Origin of the sequence: Arsukibacterium sp. (assembly GCF_033721375.1) — a bacterium.
Taxonomy (GTDB): Bacteria; Pseudomonadota; Gammaproteobacteria; order Enterobacterales; family Alteromonadaceae; genus Alishewanella.
The window spans coordinates 272522-292992 of record NZ_JAWWAP010000004.1 but is presented as its reverse complement, the minus strand read 5'-3'; the positions used below and the strand labels follow the sequence as shown (position 1 = coordinate 292992).

19 protein-coding genes are annotated in these 20471 nt (G+C 51.6%); 11 read left to right on the top strand and 8 right to left on the bottom strand.

Annotated features, from left to right (window positions below):
* Position 1: 1 nt before the first annotated feature.
* The 9 genes from murD (at position 2) to lpxC (ending at position 10315) form a co-directional block, all read left to right on the top strand.
* On the top strand, positions 2-1336 hold the full coding sequence (gene murD / locus R3187_RS08240) for a UDP-N-acetylmuramoyl-L-alanine--D-glutamate ligase (protein WP_318966245.1): 1335 nt from the start codon (positions 2-4) through the stop codon (positions 1334-1336).
* Positions 1333-2556 carry a cell division protein FtsW gene (ftsW, locus tag R3187_RS08235; protein ID WP_318966244.1) on the top strand — a complete coding sequence of 408 codons (1224 nt, stop codon included), beginning with the start codon at positions 1333-1335 and terminating at the stop codon, positions 2554-2556. Before murD ends, ftsW begins: the two co-directional genes overlap by 4 nt.
* Positions 2549-3634: an undecaprenyldiphospho-muramoylpentapeptide beta-N-acetylglucosaminyltransferase gene (gene murG, locus R3187_RS08230; protein ID WP_318966243.1), complete on the top strand. Its 1086-nt coding sequence runs from the start codon at positions 2549-2551 to the stop codon at positions 3632-3634. The genes ftsW and murG overlap by 8 nt, the downstream gene beginning before the upstream one ends.
* Positions 3631-5085, top strand: a complete 1455-nt coding sequence (murC, locus tag R3187_RS08225; RefSeq protein WP_318966242.1) for a UDP-N-acetylmuramate--L-alanine ligase — start codon at positions 3631-3633, stop codon at positions 5083-5085. Before murG ends, murC begins: the two co-directional genes overlap by 4 nt.
* Positions 5082-6020: a D-alanine--D-alanine ligase gene (locus R3187_RS08220; RefSeq protein ID WP_318966241.1), complete on the top strand. Its 939-nt coding sequence runs from the start codon at positions 5082-5084 to the stop codon at positions 6018-6020. Before murC ends, R3187_RS08220 begins: the two co-directional genes overlap by 4 nt.
* Position 6021: 1 nt before the next feature.
* On the top strand, positions 6022-6777 hold the full coding sequence (locus R3187_RS08215; RefSeq protein WP_318966240.1) for a cell division protein FtsQ/DivIB: 756 nt from the start codon (positions 6022-6024) through the stop codon (positions 6775-6777).
* On the top strand, positions 6774-8009 hold the full coding sequence (gene ftsA, locus R3187_RS08210; RefSeq protein WP_318966239.1) for a cell division protein FtsA: 1236 nt from the start codon (positions 6774-6776) through the stop codon (positions 8007-8009). Before R3187_RS08215 ends, ftsA begins: the two co-directional genes overlap by 4 nt.
* Positions 8010-8034: 25 nt before the next feature.
* Positions 8035-9195, top strand: a complete 1161-nt coding sequence (ftsZ, locus tag R3187_RS08205; RefSeq protein ID WP_318966238.1) for a cell division protein FtsZ — start codon at positions 8035-8037, stop codon at positions 9193-9195.
* A 208-nt stretch (positions 9196-9403) separates the two neighbouring features.
* Complete coding sequence (lpxC, locus tag R3187_RS08200; protein WP_318966237.1) at positions 9404-10315, top strand: UDP-3-O-acyl-N-acetylglucosamine deacetylase; 912 nt, start codon at positions 9404-9406, stop codon at positions 10313-10315.
* A gap of 112 nt (positions 10316-10427) precedes the next feature.
* Here lpxC and R3187_RS08195 read toward each other — a convergent pair whose 3' ends face one another.
* Positions 10428-10889: a DciA family protein gene (locus R3187_RS08195; RefSeq protein WP_318966236.1), complete on the bottom strand. Its 462-nt coding sequence runs from the start codon at positions 10887-10889 to the stop codon at positions 10428-10430.
* Positions 10890-11100: 211 nt separating this feature from the next.
* Between R3187_RS08195 and secA the strand changes: the two genes are divergently transcribed.
* Together secA and mutT are read left to right on the top strand one after the other, a co-directional pair.
* Entirely contained in the window at positions 11101-13830 is a 2730-nt protein-coding gene (gene secA / locus R3187_RS08190; protein WP_318966235.1) for a preprotein translocase subunit SecA, read from the top strand.
* Positions 13814-14281 (top strand): 8-oxo-dGTP diphosphatase MutT, encoded by a 468-nt coding sequence (mutT, locus tag R3187_RS08185; RefSeq protein WP_318966234.1) that lies wholly within the window; start codon positions 13814-13816, stop codon positions 14279-14281. The genes secA and mutT overlap by 17 nt, the downstream gene beginning before the upstream one ends.
* 62 nt (positions 14282-14343) lie before the next feature.
* On the opposite strand, the gene R3187_RS08180 is transcribed toward mutT, so the two are convergent.
* From R3187_RS08180 to R3187_RS08150, 7 genes are all read right to left on the bottom strand, one after another.
* Complete coding sequence (locus tag R3187_RS08180; RefSeq protein WP_318966233.1) at positions 14344-14874, bottom strand: invasion associated locus B family protein; 531 nt, start codon at positions 14872-14874, stop codon at positions 14344-14346.
* A 106-nt stretch (positions 14875-14980) separates the two neighbouring features.
* Positions 14981-15985: a PEP-CTERM sorting domain-containing protein gene (locus tag R3187_RS08175; RefSeq protein WP_318966232.1), complete on the bottom strand. Its 1005-nt coding sequence runs from the start codon at positions 15983-15985 to the stop codon at positions 14981-14983.
* A 159-nt stretch (positions 15986-16144) separates the two neighbouring features.
* On the bottom strand, positions 16145-16378 hold the full coding sequence (gene yacG / locus R3187_RS08170; protein ID WP_318966231.1) for a DNA gyrase inhibitor YacG: 234 nt from the start codon (positions 16376-16378) through the stop codon (positions 16145-16147).
* A gap of 235 nt (positions 16379-16613) precedes the next feature.
* Positions 16614-17393, bottom strand: coding sequence for a cell division protein ZapD (zapD, locus tag R3187_RS08165; RefSeq protein WP_318966230.1), 780 nt, complete (start codon positions 17391-17393; stop codon positions 16614-16616).
* An 88-nt stretch (positions 17394-17481) separates the two neighbouring features.
* On the bottom strand, positions 17482-18222 hold the full coding sequence (coaE, locus tag R3187_RS08160) for a dephospho-CoA kinase (protein WP_318966228.1): 741 nt from the start codon (positions 18220-18222) through the stop codon (positions 17482-17484).
* Between the two features lie 64 nt (positions 18223-18286).
* Positions 18287-19198: an A24 family peptidase gene (locus tag R3187_RS08155; protein ID WP_318966227.1), complete on the bottom strand. Its 912-nt coding sequence runs from the start codon at positions 19196-19198 to the stop codon at positions 18287-18289.
* A complete protein-coding gene (locus tag R3187_RS08150) occupies positions 19198-20427 on the bottom strand; it encodes a type II secretion system F family protein (protein ID WP_318966226.1) in 1230 nt (409 codons plus the stop codon). Before R3187_RS08150 ends, R3187_RS08155 begins: the two co-directional genes overlap by 1 nt.
* Between the last annotated feature and the right edge of the window lie 44 nt (positions 20428-20471).

Genomic DNA, 20471 nt, shown 5'->3' with positions numbered 1-20471 from the left:
GATGCAAACGAACCTTAACGCCAAACGCATAGCGGTAGTGGGGCTGGGCCTGTCGGGTCTGGCCACAGTACGCTTTTTGCTGGCGCATGGGGTAAAACCGGTACTGATGGACAGCCGCAGCAAACCTGCCGGGCTGGAGCAAATTGCGGCCGACAAGGTAGACGGGATTTACCTGGGCGAGTTTGACGCCAACCGGCTGGCACAAATGGACATGATTATTGTCAGCCCCGGGCTGGCTCTCAGCCACCCGGCCATTCGCTTTGCCAAAGCGCAGGGCGTGGAAGTGCTGGGCGATGTTGAACTGTTTGGTCGTTTTAATCAAAAACCGGTTATTGCTATCACCGGCTCTAATGGCAAGTCGACTGTCACCACGCTGGTGGCGGAAATGCTGCAGCAAAGCGGTATTAACGCTGTCGCCGCCGGCAATATTGGTTTACCGGTACTGGATGCCATCCGCCAGCAGGATGCAGCCGTATTTGTGCTGGAACTATCCAGTTTTCAGTTAGATACCACAATCAGCCTGCAAAGCCGGGCCAGCTGTTTGCTGAACGTCAGTGCCGACCACCTGGACCGTTATGTTGATATGGCCGCCTATACGGCGTCAAAACAGCGGGTTTATCAGCATAGCGAGCTGACCGTTTATAACCAGGCGGACCCGTTAACCTATCCGGGTGCTGCAGCAGGTGAGGCTGAGCGGCTGGCGATTAGCCTGCAAGACGCTGACTACGGCATTACAACGGTAAAAGGTGAGCCATGGCTTAACGTTGCCGGTGAACCTTTATTGCCGGTCAGTCAGCTGGCTATTACCGGTAGCCATAACCAGTTTAATGCGCTGGCGGCTGCGGCATTAGCGCTTAGCGCAGGCGCAAACAGAAAGGCCATTGTCCGCACCTTGCAGCAGTTCGGTGGCCTGGCTCATCGCTGCCAGCTGGTTCGCTCAGACAAAGGGGTTCGCTGGATCAATGATTCTAAGGCCACCAATATTGGCGCAACGCTGGCGGCAATTGCCGGCCTGCGGCCTGAGATCAGTGGCAAGCTAATCCTGATTGCCGGTGGCGATGGCAAAGGGGCTGATCTTACTGAACTACAACCGGTGTTGCAGCGTGATGTCAGCCATGTCATCACCCTGGGGCAGGATGGCCCGGCCATTGCCTCATTGCACCCGCACGCTATTCAGGTAAAAGATTTAACTGCGGCAGTTCAGCAGGCCGCCAAACTGGCTCAGAGTGGCGATATGGTGTTGTTATCACCGGCCTGTGCCAGCCTGGATATGTTTAAAAGTTATGCCCAGCGCGGCGAATTGTTTGCCAAAGCGGTTAAGGAGCTGAAGCTATGAAGCAGCTTAACTTAACTGTCTGGCAAAGTGCATGGCAAAGCGTCTGGCAGAATCCGTGGCAGAGTATCAGTGCCGCCTGGCAGCGCGATGACAACGCGGCCTACGACAAACTGTTTTTAACCCTGCTGATGCTGATTTTGGCTATCGGCGTGGTCATGGTAACCAGTGCTTCGATGCCGGTGGCCGAGCGGTTATTTAATAATCCGCTGCATTTTACTATCCGCCATATGGTGTATCTGGGTATTGGCCTGACGCTGGCTGTGCTGGTATTACGGGTCCCGGTAAGCTGGTGGCATCGTGGCAATATGTGGCTACTGCTGCTGGGTATTCTGTTGCTGGTGGCAGTGTTGCTGTTTGGTCGCAATGTTAATGGCAGTACCCGCTGGTTATCATTGGGCCCCATTGGTTTACAGGCCGCAGAGCCGGCCAAGTTATTCTTTTTTGTTTACCTGGCCAGTTATCTGGTGCGCCGGCATGAGGAAGTGCGGGATAACCTGAAAGGCTTTTTAAAACCATTAGCGGTGCTGTTTTTGTTTGCAGTACTGCTACTGATGCAGCCGGATTTAGGCACCGTTATTGTCATGTTCGCCACAGCCGTTGCGCTGTTGTTTTTAGCCGGCGCTAAAATCTGGCAGTTCCTCTGTTTAATGGCCACCGGTCTGATGGCGATTGGCGTGTTAATTGTTTACAGCGAATACCGCTGGAAGCGGGTTACTGCGTTTCTTGACCCGTGGGCCGATCCCTTTGGCAGTGGTTACCAGCTGACTCAGTCATTAATGGCGTTTGGCCGCGGTGGCTGGTTTGGTCAGGGCCTGGGTAACAGTATTCAGAAACTGGAGTACCTGCCCGAAGCCCATACCGACTTTATTCTGGCGGTCATTGCTGAAGAAACCGGCTTTATCGGCGTGGCAGTACTGATGACGCTGCTGTTTGTCCTGGTCTACCGGGCGCTGTGGATTGGTCAGCGCGCCTTGGCCAAACAATTAAGTTTTCATGGCTTTATGGCATACGCGCTAGCTATCTGGATTGGCTTTCAGGCCGCGGTGAATGTCGGTGTGGCAACCGGCGCCCTGCCAACCAAAGGCTTAACGCTGCCGTTTGTCAGCTCAGGCGGCAGTAGTCTGGTCATTATGCTGCTTGCCGCCGGCCTGCTGCTACGGATTGATTTTGAAGTGCGCTTAAAAGGTAAACAGGCGCTAAGCGGAGGCAAACATGGCTAAACCGCTGGCACTGATTATGGCAGGTGGCACCGGTGGCCATATATTCCCGGCGCAGGCGGCGGCAAAGGCGCTGCAGGCCGAAGGCTGGGATATCGCCTGGCTGGGCAGCAGTGATCGGATGGAAGCACAGCTGGTGCCGGGTTTTGGCTGGCCGTTTTACGGTATCAGCGTGGCGGGCCTGCGCGGCAAAGGGCTTGGCAGCAAACTGACCGCGCCCTGGATGCTGGTAAAAGCACTGTGGCAGGCGGCCAGGGTATGCCGGCAGTTAAAACCGACCATAGCGCTGGGTTTTGGTGGTTATGCCAGTGGCCCCGGTGGCCTGGCAAGCTGGCTTAGCGGCACGCCGCTGCTGATTCATGAGCAGAATGCGGTTGCCGGCAGCACCAATAAATTACTGGCCAGGCTGGCCAACCAGGTGCTGGTGGCTTTTGACAGCGCCTTTAAAGGCCACAGTAAACGGCAACTGGTGGGCAACCCTATCCGGGCTGAACTGCTGCATTGCCGGGCAAACCGGCCACAATCCGACAGTCTGAATATTCTGATTATCGGCGGCAGCCTCGGTGCCCGGGCGCTGAATTTGGCGCTGCCGGCGCAACTGACTGAGCTGGCCAAAGCTGGCCGCATTGCTGTACGCCATCAAACCGGCACCGCCATGTATGACGAAGTACTACAGGCGTATCAGGAGCTAAAAGCGGGCGGTGGCGAGGTTGAGGTCAGTGCCTTTATTGATGATATGGCCGGCGCGTATCGCTGGGCCGATGTGCTGATTTGCCGCGCTGGTGCGCTGACCGTCAGCGAAGTAGCCGCTGTCGGGGTGGCCGCCATTTTTGTGCCGCTGCCAACGGCGATTGATGATCATCAGAGTGCCAATGCCCGGGTGCTGGCCGACCGGGATGCTGCCGTGTTATTACCGCAGCAACAATTACAACAACAGGGTGTGAAGCAGGTTATGCGCCCCTGGTTAACCGATAAAGCACCGCTGCAGCAAATGGCGCAGCGTGCCAGCAGTCTGGCAACAACGGATGCGGCGGCTCATATTGCCGCGCTGTGCCGGCAAGTAACAGGACAAGTAGTATGATTACCACGCTGCAACATAAAAAACAGGCGATGCGCCGGGTAGAGCGGATCCACTTTGTCGGTATCGGCGGCGCCGGTATGGGCGGCATTGCCGAAGTACTGCTGAACGAAGGCTACAAAGTAACCGGCTCTGATCTGGCGGTTAATTCCGTGGTGGAACGGCTGGTGTCGCTGGGAGCAGAAGTAAAATTTGGCCATCATGCCAGCCAGGTGGATGGTGCCAGTGTGGTCGTAGTATCCAGTGCTATTAAGCCGGCGAACCCCGAAGTGGCTGCCGCACTGGCTCAGCGGATCCCGGTGGTGCGCCGCGCCGAAATGCTTGGTGAGCTGATGCGTTTTCGCCACGGTATCGCCATCGCCGGTACCCACGGTAAAACTACCACCACCAGCCTGCTGGCGTCTATTTTCGCCGAAGCCGGTACCGACCCGACTTTTGTTATTGGTGGCTTACTGAATTCAGCCGGCTCTAACGCCCGGCTGGGAGCGGGGCGCTACCTGATTGCCGAAGCGGACGAAAGCGATGCGTCTTTCCTGCATTTACAACCGATGGCGACGGTAATTACCAATATCGAAGCCGATCATATGGACACTTACGAAGGTGATTTTGAAAAGCTGAAAGACACCTATCTGGAGTTTTGTCATAACCTGCCGTTTTATGGCATGGCGGTGGTGTGTATCGATGACAAAGTGCTGCGCGGGCTGATCCCGGCCATTGGCCGCACCGTGCTGACTTATGGCTTTAGTGACGATGCCGATTACCAGATTTCTGACTTTACGCAGCAGGGTACCCGCAGCTTTTTCCTGATCACCGATCCTGCCGGTAACCAGCGTGAAGTGCAGCTTAATTTACCGGGTAAACATAATGCGTTAAATGCCACTGCGGCCTTTGCCCTGGCGGCAGATGAAGGGATCAGCGAGCAGGCCATTCTGGCAGCGCTGGGGAAATTTGAAGGCATAGGCCGGCGTTTTCAGCAATATGGCGAGTTTGACACTGGCCGCGGCAAGGTATTGTTAATTGACGATTACGGTCATCACCCGACGGAAGTGGCCGCGACGATAGCGGCGGTGCGCAGTGCCTGGCCAGAGCGTCGGCTGGTGATGGCTTATCAGCCGCACCGGTTCAGCCGTACCCGCGATTTATATGAAGATTTCACCCAGGTGCTTTCCAGCGTCGACAAATTATTGTTGCTGGAAGTTTACGCTGCCGGTGAAGCCCCGATTGCCGGCGCTGACAGCCGCAACCTGTGCCGGTCAATCCGCGCCCGGGGCCAGATAGAGCCGGTATATGTTGCCGAACCCAAAGCGCTGGCCGGTGCGCTGGCTGAAGTGCTGGCAGACGGTGATATCGTGCTAACCCAGGGCGCCGGCAATATTGGCACTCTGGTGAAAGAGCTGGCCGCAACCGGGTTGGATATCAGCCGGTTAAAGCAATTGTCGGAGAGTGCAGCATGAGTAACTTTGGCAAAGTGGCAGTGATGTTGGGTGGTCATTCTGCTGAGCGCGACGTGTCGCTGCGCTCGGGCAAAGCGGTACTGAGTGCGTTACAGCAAGCCGGCATTGATGCGGTAGCCTTTGATCCGGCCGAACAGGCGCTGCCGGCACTGCTAAGCGACGTAAAAGCGGACCGGGTATTTATTGTATTACATGGCCGCGGCGGCGAAGACGGCACTATGCAGGGCGCACTGCAGTTACTGGGGCTGCCATACACCGGCAGCGGTGTACTCGGCTCGGCACTGGCGATGGATAAAATTCGCTGTAAGCGTTTGTTTATCGCTCAGCAGCTACCGACAGCGCCTTTTGCGGTAGTGCATAGCGATACCATAGATTATGCAGGGTTGCTGCAAGAGCTGGGTGGCAAGGTAATGGTTAAACCGGCCAATGAAGGCTCCAGTATTGGTATGAGTGCCGCCAGCACGGCAGCAGAGCTGGAGCAGGCCATCGCCGCCGCGCTTAAATACGACAGTGAAATTCTGGTCGAGCGCTGGATCAGTGGCCGTGAATTTACCATTGCCATTCTGGGCGATACGGTGCTGCCGGTTGTTGAAATGCGCACCCCAAGGGCCTTTTATGATTACGAAGCCAAATATCAGGCCAACAGCACCGAATATCTGTGTCCGGCGCCGTTAACGGCGGAGCAAACGACAGCTATGCAGCGTGATGCGCTGGCCGCATTTAAAGCAGTCGGCGCCTCGGGCTGGGGTCGGGTTGATTTAATGCTGAACGAACAGGGCGAACACTTTTTACTGGAAGTGAATACCGTGCCGGGCATGACGGAAAAGTCGCTGGTGCCAATGGCCGCCAAAGCAGCCGGCTTAAGTTTCAGCGAGTTGGTACTGAGCATTTTAACGCAAACGCTGCCGATCAGCGAAATGAAGCAGGGCCAATAATATGAGCTTGCGTCAGTCATTGCAGCAGTTAAACCACAGGCCCGGCTTTATCGCCGGTCTGCTGTTTTTTGTGCTGGCGCTGGCGCTGCTGAGCTGGGGTGGTGTTCAGGTTCATGGCTGGCTGCAAAGCCAGCAGGGCGCACCGATAAAACAGGTGCGGTTATACGGTGATTTTCAGCATATTCAGCAACAGGCATTACAGCAGCAGTTGCATCAGGAGTATGTTGGTAATTTTTTTCGGGTGGACGTTGATCAGGTGCAGCAGTTCCTGCAGCAACAACCCTGGGTTTATCAGGCAGCCGTGCGCAAACAATGGCCCGATACCCTGGTGGTGGTTGTGACAGAGCAGCAGCCGGTCGCAGTCTGGAATCAGCAGCACTTGCTAAATAATAAAGGGGAGCTGTTTATTGCCCCGTTAAGCGAGCTGATCCCGGCGCTGCCCCGGCTCCACGGCCCCGAGGGCAGTGAGCAGGATGCCCTGACAATGTTTCATCATATGCAGTCGTTACTGCAGTTACATCAGTTCAACGCCGAGCAACTTTGGTTAACCGAGCGTTTTTCCTGGCGGCTGCAACTGCAGGGTGGGCTGGCGCTGCAACTGGGGCGGCAGGACACCATGAAACGCTTACAACGTTTTATTGAATTGTACCCGACCATGCAAAACCATCGGGAACAGGAATTAGCTGAAGTCGATTTGCGCTATGACACCGGCATTGCCGTGCGTTATGCCAATACGGAGCCAAAGAGAAAAGCATGACAAAGTCGATAGAACGAGATCTGATCGTAGGGCTGGACATAGGTACCGCGCAGATTAAAGCCGTAGTAGGCGAAATTACCCCGGATAACCGGCTCAGTATCGTCGGCGTGGGTACTCATGCCTCGCGAGGCATGGACAAAGGCGGCGTTAATGATCTGAATCTGGTGGTGCAGGCGGTACAGCGGGCAATTAATGAAGCCGAGCTGATGGCCGATTGCCAGATTTCGTCAGTGTATTTAGGCATTACCGGTAAACATATCCGCTGCCAGAACGAAAGCGGTATGGTGCCGATCAATGATACTGAAGTCACCGCCGATGACGTCGCCAGTGTTATTCATGCGGCTAAATCGGTGCCTATTTCGGCTGAGCGGCGGATGTTGCATGTATTGCCACAGGAATTCTCAGTTGATATGCAGGAGGGTATTAAAAGCCCGATCGGCATGTCAGGGGTAAGAATGGAGGCGAAAGCCCATATTATTACCTGTGCCAACGATATGGCTAAAAATATTGAAAAGTGCGTTGAGCGCTGCGGTCTGGCAGTCGATCAGCTGATTTTCTCGTCGCTGGCATCCAGTTATGCCGTGCTGACTGACGATGAAAAAGAGCTGGGTGTCTGTGTGGTGGATATGGGTGGCGGTACCATCGACTTATCCATTTACACCAACGGCGCGCTGCGCCATACCGCGGTTATTCCGGTGGCCGGTAATCAGGTTACCAGCGATATTGCCAAGATTTTCCGCACGCCAATCAGCCACGCCGAAGATATCAAAGTGCAGTATGCCTGTGCCCTGCGCAGCATGGTAGGTAAGGAAGAAAGCATTGAAGTCCCCAGTGTCGGTGGCCGGCCGGCGCGTTCGATGTCACGTCATACCCTGGCCGAAGTAATAGAGCCGCGCTACCACGAGTTGTTCGAACTGGTGCTGGAAGAAATTCGCAGCTCTGGCCTGGAAGAGCAAATCGCTGCCGGTTTAGTGCTAACCGGCGGCACCTCGAAAATGGAAGGTGCAGTGGAGTTTGCCGAAGACGTGTTTCAGATGCCGGTGCGGGTTGGCCAGCCGATGCATGTCAGCGGTTTAAAAGAATATGTACAAGACCCGGCCTACGCCAGCGTAGTCGGGTTGTTGCTGTATGGCAAGGATGTCCGGGCCCAGCAAAAAAATGCGGCACAAAGCCGCGATCCAGTTAGCAGCTTGCTGAAAAAAATCAGCAGCTGGTTCAAAGGTGAGTTTTAAAGAGCGTAAAAACGGAGAGAGAGCTATGTTTGAGTTAATGGAAAACCACAGCCAAGAAGCTGTAATTAAAGTAATAGGTGTTGGCGGCGGTGGCGGTAATGCTGTCGAATATATGGTAGCCAGCAATATCGAAGGCGTAGAGTTTGTGGCGGCCAATACCGACGCCCAGGCGCTGCGTAATTCTTCTGCCAATGTCACCCTGCAATTAGGTGCCGGTGTAACCAAAGGCTTAGGTGCCGGTGCTAATCCGGAAATTGGCCGCCGTTCTGCCGAAGAAGACCGCGAAACCATCAAGAAAACCCTGCAGGGCGCAGATATGATTTTTATCGCGGCTGGCATGGGTGGTGGTACCGGTACCGGTGCTGCGCCTATCGTTGCTGAAGTGGCGCGTGAGCTGGGTATTTTAACAGTGGCTGTAGTCACCAAGCCGTTCCCGTTTGAAGGTAAAAAGCGTACTGCCTATGCCGACGAAGGTATTCTGGAACTGAGCAAGTATGTCGATTCGCTTATCACCATCCCGAATGATAAGTTGTTGAAAGTACTTGGAAAAGGCACCAGCCTGCTGGATGCATTTAAAGCAGCGAATAACGTATTACTGGGTGCAGTACAGGGTATTGCTGAATTAATTACCCGACCTGGTCTGATCAACGTCGACTTTGCTGACGTACGTACTGTGATGTCTGAAATGGGCACTGCGATGATGGGCACCGGCCGCGCCTCAGGCCCGGATCGTGCTGAAGAAGCGGCTGAACAGGCTATTTCCAGCCCGCTGCTGGAAGATATCGACTTATCAGGTGCCAAAGGCATTCTGGTTAATATCACTGCCGGCCTGGATATCAGCATTGAAGAGTTTGAAACCGTCGGTAATGCGGTAAAAGCTTTTGCTTCTGAAAATGCCACTGTAGTGGTAGGTGCGGTTATTGACCCGGAAATGCACGACGAATTACGGGTTACCGTAGTTGCAACCGGTATTGGCGCTGATCGCCGGCCGGACATCAGCCTGGTGCCAAGCCACCGTGCTGAACCAGTACAGGCTTATGTGCAGCAGGGTAATACCATGCGCCATGCAGCGCCGGCGGCTAATCCGCAAAAAGAAGAAGCAGTACAGACTAAAACCCAGCCGGAAAGCAAAGGCGGTATCGATATTTTTGATATCCCGGCGTTTTTACGTAAGCAGGCTGATTAAGCTGCCTGCCATGGCTGGCTGTTAAATGTCTGGCGCATGCCAGGTGGCTGAAGTAATATTAGCAACAGTTGAAGTTAAGCTACTGTTCAGCTGGGGTTAGTCAGGATAGCTGCTTGCAGTCGATGCAGCTAAATTGGCAAAGTTGCTGAAGTTGTGCTAAGCTTCGCCGCCATTTTGAGATTGCTTAAATTTTGAGCAGGAAGAAATTATGATTAAACAACGTACCGTCGCTAAAACAGTCAGTACTATTGGTGTTGGGTTACACAAGGGTGAAAAGGTTACGCTCACTCTCCGGCCTGCACCTGACAACACGGGCATTATGTTCCGTCGTGTTGACCTTGAGCCGATAGTCGACTTTAAAGTTACCCCCGAAATGGTGGGTGACACGGTAATGTGTACGTGTTTGATCAATGAGCAGGGTGTGCGCCTGTCTACTACCGAGCATTTAATGGCGGCTATTGCTGGCCTGGGTATTGATAATCTGATTATTGAAGTTGATTCAGCTGAAATTCCGATTATGGATGGCAGTGCCAACCCGTTTGTTTATCTGTTGCTGGAAGCTGGTGTTAGCGAGCAAAAACTGGCAAAGAAATTTATCCGGATCAAGCGCACCGTGCGAGTAGAAGACGGCGATAAATGGGCCGAAATCCGCCCGCATAACGGCTTTAAAATCGACTTCGCTATCGATTTTGACCACCCGGTGATTGCTGAAACTACCCAGCGGATGCAAATGGACTTCTCTGCAGCCGGCTTTATCAAAGACATCAGCCGCGCCCGTACCTTTGGCTTTTTGCACGATATCGAATATCTGCGGGCCAATAACCTGGCACTGGGCGGCAGTTTCGATAACGCTGTGGTACTGGATGAGTTCCGGGTATTAAACCAGGATGGTCTGCGCTATGAAGACGAATTTATCAAACACAAAATTCTCGATGCCATCGGTGACTTATATATGGCGGGTTACAGCGTACTGGGCGAGTTTATCTCGTACAAAACCGGCCATGCGTTAAATAACCAGCTGTTATGTGCCGTGTTAGCCGAGCAGGAAAACTGGGAGTTTGTCAGTTTTGAAGATAAAGCCCAGATGCCTATCTCCTATCTGGCACCACAACTGGCCTGATCCTGCACTGAATTTAAAAAAGAATGAAAAAAAACCGGCTAAATGCCGGTTTTTTTACACCTGCATTAAAATGGGTCGGAGTGAATAAATTATTCACTCCGACCCATTTTAATTATTTGGCCAGTAGTCGGGCTAATGCCTGTTTTACTTTATCGTCGCTGTGCTCCAGTGCCTGTTGCAGCGCGGCGCGGGCGCTGTCAGATAAATCATGTTGTTTGATATTGGCAGGTGCTTTAGACGGGGTTGTTACTGCTGGCCGGGCAATCTGGCCATGCGGCGACACTTCAATATCAATTCCGGCTAAATCAGGCAAGATTTTTTGCCTGAAATTGTCTAGAATGGCATCGCGCTGCATCTTTAACCGGTTAGCCCAGCCTGGCGATTGACATAAAATAACCGCCCGCCCGGCATTAATGCTCGACACCTGACAGAAACTCAGTTGTTCCAGCTGTAAAATATGGCATAACTCGGTATTTAATTTGCGAATAAGTTCATACTGTTGCTGCATCGTAGCCAGCGAGCTCTGGCCAAACAGCTTGGTTAAATCTTTGGGTTTATGGCTATAGCGTTTCATCAACAGCTTACTTAACAGGCTTAACAGCAGGCCGGTTAAGTGTAACAGGTTTTATCGGTGCTGCCACAGTTCGCCGGGCTTGAAACTGACCCCGGTTGGCACCATATTCTGCCAAGAGCCGCTTTGCCGGCAGGCAGTAACATACAACGACAATAAATAACTGGCCTGGCCAGGGCTGCAAAGCAGTTTTAACTTAAATGGTATCTGGATAATGTTTGGAAAATTTTTCGCCAAATTAGTTGGCAGCCGTAACGACCGCTTCCTGAAGAAACAGCAGAAATATGTGAAGCAGATTAATGCCCTGGAAGCCGAATACCAGGCGTTATCCGATGAAGCCTTAAAACAGAAAACGGCTGAATTTAAACAGCGAGTGCAAGACGGCGCCACGCTGGAAGATATTTTGCCGGAAGCTTTTGCCACAGTGCGCGAAGCCAGTACCCGGGTGTTTAAAATGCGCCATTTTGATGTGCAGTTGCTGGGCGGTATCGTACTGCATCAGGGCCGCATTTCCGAAATGCGTACCGGTGAAGGTAAAACCCTTACGGCCACGCTGCCTGCTTATCTGAATGCTCTTAGCGGCAAAAGCGTGCATGTTATTACCGTCAATGATTATCTGGCCCGGCGCGATGCTGAAACCAACGAGCCGTTGTTCAGTTTCTTAGGCTTAACTGTTGGCGTTAACGTACCGGGTTTAGCCCATCAGGCAAAACAGCAGGCGTATCAGGCCGACGTAACTTACGGCACTAATAACGAATTTGGTTTCGATTATTTACGCGATAATATGGCGTTCTCACCGCAGGACCGGGTGCAGCGCGATTTAGCCTTTGCCATTATCGATGAAGTGGACTCGATTTTAATTGATGAAGCCCGTACCCCGCTGATTATCTCCGGCCCGGCTGAAGACAGCTCTGAGCTGTACAAGCAAATCAATACTCTGGTACCGCAGCTGGAAAAGCAGGAAAAAGAGGACGAAGAGGGCAACCACGGCGATGGTCACTTTACCGTTGACGAAAAAGCCCGTCAGGTTTACCTGACCGAACAGGGCCAGATTAAAGTCGAAGATATGCTGCGCGAAGCCGGCATGATTGGTGAAGAAGACACCTTGTTCTCTGCGGCCAATATTACCCTGCTGCACCATGTTTATGCTGCACTGCGGGCCCATCAGCTGTTTAAGCGCGATGTCGACTACGTGGTGAAAGACGGCGAAATCGTTATTGTTGACGAACATACCGGTCGTACCATGGAAGGCCGGCGCTGGTCGGAAGGTTTACACCAGGCGGTAGAAGCGAAAGAAGGGGTGCGGATCCAGAACGAAAACCAGACCCTGGCGTCCATTACTTTCCAGAATTACTTCCGTTTGTACGACAAACTGGCCGGGATGACCGGTACTGCCGATACAGAAGCATTCGAATTTCAGCAAATTTATGGCCTGGAAACCATTGTGGTGCCAACCAACCGGCCAATGGTCCGGAACGATATGGCCGATCTGGTGTACTTAACTGCAGAAGACAAGTACAACGCCATTATTGAAGATGTTGTTAAAGCCCGCGACGCCAAACGGCCAGTGCTGGTCGGTACCGCCTCGATTGAAAGCTCAGAATACTTATCAGGCTTACTGAATAAAGCCAAAATTAAGCATCAGGTGCTTAATGCCAAGTTCCACGCCAATGAAGCACAGATTATTGCTGACGCCGGCCGGCCGGGTGCCGTTACCATCGCCACTAACATGGCAGGACGGGGTACTGACATTGTGCTGGGCGGCAGCTTACAAGCTGAATTAGCTGGGTTAACCGAGAAAACCGATGATAAGGTGGCTAAAATCACTGCGGACTGGCAACAGCGGCATGATGAGGTGATAGCGGCCGGTGGTTTGCATATTATTGGTACCGAGCGGCATGAATCGCGGCGGATAGATAATCAGCTGCGTGGTCGTTCAGGCCGGCAGGGCGATCCGGGCTCATCGCGCTTTTATCTGTCACTGGACGATGCGTTAATGCGGATTTTCGCCTCAGACCGGATGGCCGGCATGATGCGCCGGTTAGGAATGGAAAAAGGCGAAGCGATTGAACACCCCTGGGTAAGCCGGGCTATTGAAAACGCCCAACGCAAAGTAGAGGCACGTAACTTCGATATCCGTAAGCAATTACTGGAGTTTGATGATGTTGCTAACGACCAGCGTAAAGTGGTCTACGAGCAACGCAACGAACTGCTGGATGCCACTGATATCAGCGAAACGGTCAGCGCTATTCGAGAGGATGTCGTCGACTCGGTGATCAGCCAGTATATTCCGCCGCAATCGTTAGACGAAATGTGGGATATTCCGGGGCTGGAGCAGCGTTTAAAAGCTGACTTTGCTCTGGAGTTACCGGTAAGCCAATGGCTGGCTGATGATAAAAAGCTGTTTGAAGAAAAACTGCGCGATAAAATTCAGCTGGAATTTAGCGAAGGCTATAAGCATAAAGAGCAAATGGTTGGGGTGGAAGTACTGCGCCAGTTTGAAAAAGCGATTATGTTGCAAAGCCTGGACACCCACTGGAAAGAGCATCTGGCGGCAATGGATCACCTGCGCCAGGGTATTAACCTGCGCGGTTATGCCCAGAAGAACCCGAAGCAGGAATATAAGCGCGAAGCCTTTGAATTATTTTCAAATATGCTGGACGAGCTGAAAACCGACGTTATTGGCATTTTAAGCCGGGTACAGGTTAAAGCCGCGGAAGATGTTGAAGCGGTGGAAGAGCAGCGCCGTAAAGCTGATGCGGTACCGCATAACTATCAGCATGCTGAAGCCGGCCAGATGGCGGGTGCAGCACCGGCTGCAGCTGCCGCAGCTGGCGCCATGCCGGAGCCTGTGGTGCGCGACGGTGAAAAAGTCGGCCGCAACGACCCATGCCCGTGCGGTTCAGGTAAAAAGTATAAACAGTGTCATGGCAAGCTCAGCTAATCCTGTGTCCGACAACGTGATTAACGCTAGTCAGCTAACCGATACCCTGCCACAGCTACATGTGGCAGTAGGTGTCATTATCAGGCAGCAAGCTCAGCATAAACAAGTGTTGCTGGCCCTGCGCAGCAGTAAACAGCATCAGGGTGGCAAATGGGAGTTTCCGGGCGGTAAAGTTGAGCCCGGCGAAACGGTCGAAGCTGCCCTGGCTCGTGAGCTGCAGGAAGAGCTGGCCATTACCGTGCTGCAAGCCAGGCCGTTTATGCAGCTGAATTATACCTACCCGGAGCGTCAGGTTAAGCTGGATATCTGGCTGGTTACCGATTTTAGCGGCACACCCGCAGGGCTGGAGGGCCAACCGCTGCAGTGGGCGAATGTCAGCGATCTGGCTGCTATCAGCTTCCCCGATGCCAACCAGCCGATTGTTGAGCGGCTGCAACAGGATTTTTTATAACCACCGCAGCAGCTTTCTTTTGCCCGTACCTTTTTGTATCCCTTGTAGATAAGTATCAGGTCTCAGTTGCTACCAGCCGTTAAACTGGCCAGCGCTTCACTAAAGCCGCGCAGTGAAAACTTCAGCTGGCGTGGGCTTTGTTCGTTAACAAACAGTTGTACCGTATAAGCGGCGTTATCCCGCAGTTGTTGCACAATTGCCGGGGTTAACTGCAACAGTACTTTGCAACCTTCCGGCAGGCATACTGTTACCGGCGCCCGGTGTTTATTGGTACCGATATCAATCGCCACCCCCGGTGGCAGATATATTCCTAAAGGCAAATTAAGCTGTAATACCGGGTCGTTGTTACCGCTGACGTATGAAATCTGGCTGGAGTAAATAATGGACGGTTGTTCCGGGTTTTGCAGGCCCTGGGCAATAACACAGTTGGTTTTACAAACTGCCCGCCAATCACCAAATTCTGTTACTGCAGGTTTTGTTTCATCAGCAAAAGCGGGGGCACTCAGCACTGCAATCAGCAGTGTGCTCACTATTACGGTGCCAGCCAGTACTTTTGCAACAAACAATAAAGGGTGAAATGTATAGGTTGCCATAATTTTCATTCCGTTAAAAAGGCGATTACGCTAACAAATAGTTAAGGGCAAAAAATAAAGCCCTGCGCTAAGGCAAGGCTTTATACAGGCTTACTGCGTTAATTGGTTATAGCTTAGCATAGCGTTTGCGACGGGCAAACAAGGCGACTAAACCACCGGCAAATAACAGCATACTAGCAGGCGCCGGTACCGCTACCGGGTCGTCCGGATCAATAATTACCGTACCACCAACACCAGAGAAACCAAAAATATAGGTAGGAGTAATTTCGCCTTCGTCATCACCAAAACCATCCTGATCAACATCTAAAGCAGACCAGCCGAACGAATATACTTCTGCCTCTACACTGGCTAAGGCTGACAGGGCTGCATTGCGGTTAGCGGCGCCACCATAAAAAATATCGAAGCTGAAGGTTTCGCCGGTAAGTAAGGCACCGAAGTTAAAATCAAAGTTCGCACCATGATCTTCCGGGCCACTGGCAGTGAAATCGCCTGATGCCAGCAACTGGCTGCATGAGTCTAAAGGGTCGGAACTGCAGAAGCCATTATCGTTGGCTGCAAATACTGAACTGGCAGCCGCAGTGCCACCAATAGTTACGAACTCTTCAAATGGCGTTGGCGAGGTATCCCAGTCAAAGGTACGACGATACAACAGCTCTGCTATATCGGCACCGCTGATGTTTTCAATGGTTACTGAAACGCGGAATAAGTCGTCGGTTTCTGCTGCCAGGGCAAAGTCATGAGTAATTTGTAGCAAACCGCCCATGGTAGTTACCGAGGTAGCGGTAGAGGCAGTACTGTCAAAGCTTACCAGGCTAAGGTTTGACGGGGCGCCAAAGTTATTGTTAGCGAAGCCGGAAATATTAGTAGCAGCTACACCCCAACCTTCACATAAACAACCGTGATAGGTTGACTCATATTCCAAACCATCACTAAGGTAGCGTAAACCGACGCCGGTTAAGCCGGTAACATCTGCATTGCCACCTGGAACATTAAGCTGGCCGTAATCATCGACACCCAGGCTGACATTACCATTAGTAATAATCATTGAGGCCTGGCAAACCCCTGCCATACCAAACAAGGCCGCCGCAGCAGCCAGTTTTAAAAGTTTCATAGTTTTCATCCTGAAAGTTATTTACTGTACATTTATTACAACACCAGATTTTTTGCACAAAATATGCCAGAAAATAAGTTGTTGAATAAATAAGAATTATCCTTGTACCTATTATAAAAATGTAAAATATTGTGACGAAATAGGATAATTTTCTAATGTTTAATTTTTAAAAAACTGATTATCCTGAGCAATAAATTCCTGTTCCAATTCAGCCAGATACTGTTCAGATAAGTCGGCATCTATTGGGGCTTTATCGGGAATGCGGTGGTTTTCAGCCGCCCAGTCGCCTAAATCGATTAACTTACAACGCTCAGAGCAAAAAGGACGGAAAGCGGAACTGGCATCCCAGACCACGGCATTACTGCAGGTAGGGCATTTAACGGTTGTTGGCATAACATAACTCTGATTAAAACTTTAAATCCGGCGTTTAGTATAGCAGTTTCGCTTTGGTAGCACAGGTAGGAGTTAAGCAGAACTTATTGAAGCAGACATCGGTTTACCCTAAGCCGACCGTTGAAGCCCTGGACGGGCGGAACCGAGACCCCATGGATGGGTTTACGGCGTGTCGGCGTGGGTGAATCGGTGTCAGCTTTTTACGCCAAACTCGACTAAACTTTTAGATGCAGTTCTAGCAACAAGCCAGTTGAAATTGCTGCGTTTTAGCGGCGGCACTGCGGGCGCTGTCGGCATCCAGCTGCATAAAGCGAATAGCGTAACGGTATTTATTACCGCTGACAGTCGGGTAAGTGCCTTCGCCGGCCGGGTACTTAATCCGCAATAACTCATATTGCTCAGCGTTTTGCTGATAAAAGCCATTGTCGGCCAGCACATCCTGATAATGGCCACGCTCGCGAATAAAGCTTAATACATAGCGGATAGCCTGTTCAGCCAGCGATACCTGGTTCAGCCAATCTTCTGCCTGCGCCTGGCGCTCAGCCAACGGCAAGCTAAACCAGTATTGCAACTGTGGCATATCAAAGTAACAGCAGCCGCCGGGAATGCTGAAGCGCTGACGCAGCGGCGCTAAAAAGTTATCGTCTTTCAGAGCGCCCAGTAACTTACCACTGCGCAATAATTCGGACTGCATTCTTACCGCGGCCTGCAGCATGGTTTGTAATTTAGTATCCGACACCGACGGATGCTGCGACCAAATAACCAGCTGGCTTTCACAGCGCTCGATATCTTTTATTAAATCCGGGCGCACATCGTTGCGGTCCATTACCTCAATTAACGCAAACAAATTGGTAAAAAAACTTTGTTGCTGATTTTCATCGGCCAGCGCCAACTGACAATGCACCTGTTGGAACAGAAACTCCAGGCGCAGATAAGTGCGGATTTTTTCGTTCAGCGGATGCTCGTAAACAATGGCGGTGGTGTCCGTCATAGTGTCTGTCATGTTGTCCGTCATAATGAATTCTGGCCTGTATTAAACTTAACCGGACCAGCGGGCCCGATTATTTCAGCATGAGTAAATTCAGCATCTGTAATCTCAGCATTTAGGTAAAATCCTGTGCCAGCGCTAAATAACGCTGGTGTAGTTGCTGTACCTGCTGATCCAGCATCGCTGTTTCGCCGCCGCTGTCAATATCGGTTCTTTCAATAACAATCTTCTCAATATCCGTTCTTTCAATAACAGCATTGTTATCAATAATATCATCAGCCAAAGCTAAGCGCTCAGAGCGGCTGATCTGGCTGGCAATAATTGCCTGCACCTGCTCAGGCGTGGCACCAGATGCAACAGCATCCCGGCTTAGAGTACGCGTAAGCTGGTTTTGTTCAGTTATATCGACGACCAGTACCCGGTTTACCAGATTATGCAGCTTATTTTCCAGCAGCAGGGGCGCAATTAATAACACATAGGGCGCGGGCGGCAACTGGGCTAACTGCTGTAGCATAGCAGTGCGGATAGCCGGGTGCATAACGCTGTTCAGCCACTGTTTGGCAGCCGGATCGTTAAAAATCAGCTGGCGCAGCAGCGGCCGGTTTAATGTCTGTTCTGCTGTCAGTAGCTCTGGCCCGAAATGCTCAACAATTTTTGCCAGTAACGGGCTGCCTTTTGCGACTACTTCGCGAGCGACCACATCGGCATCGACCGCCGGTATACCCAGCCCGTTAAACAGGCTTGCTACTGTCGACTTACCCGAGCCAATACCCCCGGTTAAACCAACAATAAAGCGCCTGTTGCTGAGCAGGGTATTACTATCACTGTTAGCAGGGGCAGCGCTGTCGCTTGTCACTGTGTCAGCCACCGTTTCAGTCACTGGGTTTGTCGCTGGGTTAGTCACTGAATTAGTCACTAAATTAATAGTGCCCAAGGTAATTTAAATAGGCGTTAGTCAGTTGCTCACCCCATAGCAGGGCAATAAAGCCAGCGGCAGCAATGTACGGGCCGAATGGAATAGGCGTTGCCTTGTCGCGACCCTGAATGGCCAGCATGCTGGCACCAATCACTGCGCCCACTACCGACGATAGTAAAATAATCAGTGGCAGCTGTTGCCAGCCAAGCAGGGCGCCAAAAATGGCCAGCAATTTAAAATCGCCATAACCCATGCCTTCCTTACCGGTCAGCAGTTTAAAGCCCCAGTACACCAGCCATAAGCTGAGGTAGCCGGCAGCGGCGCCAACGATAGCCTGAGAAGGATTAACTAAGGCTGAATCAGTCAGGCTGAATAACAGCGCCAGCCACAGCAGTGGCAGGGTCAGGCTGTCGGGTAACAGCATGGTATCGATATCAATAAAACTCAGGGCTATTAAGCCCCAGGTGACAAATATCAGCACAAGCGCCGGCATGCCAAAGCCATATTGCCAGGCCACCAGCGCTGATAATATGGCAGTTAATGCTTCCACCGCCGGATAACGGCTGCTTATCGGTGCCTGACAGTGGCGGCAGCGGCCTTTTAACAGCAACCAGCTTACTACCGGAATATTATCGCGGGCGGCAATAGGGGTATGGCAGTTCGGGCAGCGCGATCGCGGTACTGCCAGGTTAAAGGGTTCTGTTGCAGCGGGTTTAGCTGCAGTTCTGGGATCAGTGGTTAAACTGGCATCTGCCTGAAAATAGGCCTGATACTCCTGCTGCCACTCGCGCTCCATCATTTTTGGCAGGCGGTATACCAGCACATTTAAAAAGCTGCCAATCAGTAAACTGATCACGGTAACAAGGGTAATAAAAAGCCAGCTATGCTGGCTTAAATAGCTGGCAAGTTCAGTCATTAAATAATCGCACCCATTTGGAAAATAGGCAGATACATGGCAATAATTAAACCACCGATAACCACGCCCAATACCGCCATTATCATTGGCTCCAGCAGCGCGGTTAAGCCATCTACGGCATCATCCACTTCCTGCTCATAAATATTGGCGACTTTTTCCAGCATGCCATCCAGCGCGCCGGACTCTTCACCAATCGATACCATCTGAATGACCATTTCCGGAAACTGATCAGTTTGTTTCATCGCTAAATACATCTGGGTACCGGACGAGACTTCTTCCCGGATATGCATAATTGCATTACGGTAGACTTCGTTACCCGAGGCGCCGGCCGCTGACTCCAGCGCTTCAATTAATGGCACGCCGGCAGCAAAGGTAGTCGATAAGGTGCGGGCAAAGCGGGCGACTGCCGCTTTATTTAAAATACTACCGATAACAGGTGCTTTTATAATCCAGCCATCGGCCATAGTGCGGAATTTTAAATTATTGGCATAAGCTTTTTTAACCACATAGCCAAAAGCAAATAGACCCGCTAAAACGATCCACCAGTACTCTTGCATCATTTCCGAGATACCCAAGACAAACTGGGTAAAAGCCGGGAGTTCAGCACCAAAACTAGCAAAAATTTCAGCAAATTGCGGAACCACAAAAATCAACAAAATTGAGGTAACAATAGCGGCAACCACTAATACTGCTATCGGGTAAAACATCGCTTTTTTAATTTTAGATTTAAGGGCTTCAGCCTTCTCTTTATAAATCGCGATGCGGTCAAATATCCGATCCAGCGCACCGGACTGCTCGCCCGATTTAACTAAATCGCAGTAAAGCTCATCAAAATATTTTGGGTGCTCGCGCAGCACTTCGGATAGCGGCAAACCCGACTGGATTTTTACTGAAATTTTCTGCATTAAGGTGCGCAGACCTTTATTATCAGCACCATTGGCAATGAGATCGACACTTTGCACCAGTGGTACACCGGCACCCAGCATAGTAGCAATCTGGCGGGTTACCACGGCAATATCCATCGCGGTGATTTTTCTCTCGCCGCCAAACAATGATTTCGGTTTACGTTTTACCTTAGACGGGGTAATACCCTGCTGGCGAAGCAGAGCCTTTACTTCGGCTATGCTATTACCTTTTAACTCGCCATCGGCTTTTTTGCCGCGACGGTTTACCCCTTTATATTGATAAATTTCCAGCTCTTTAATTTTAAATTTTTGTGCCTGAGCCATACTGATTGTCCTGTTGTGGCGCTATCACGCCCTATGTAAAATTC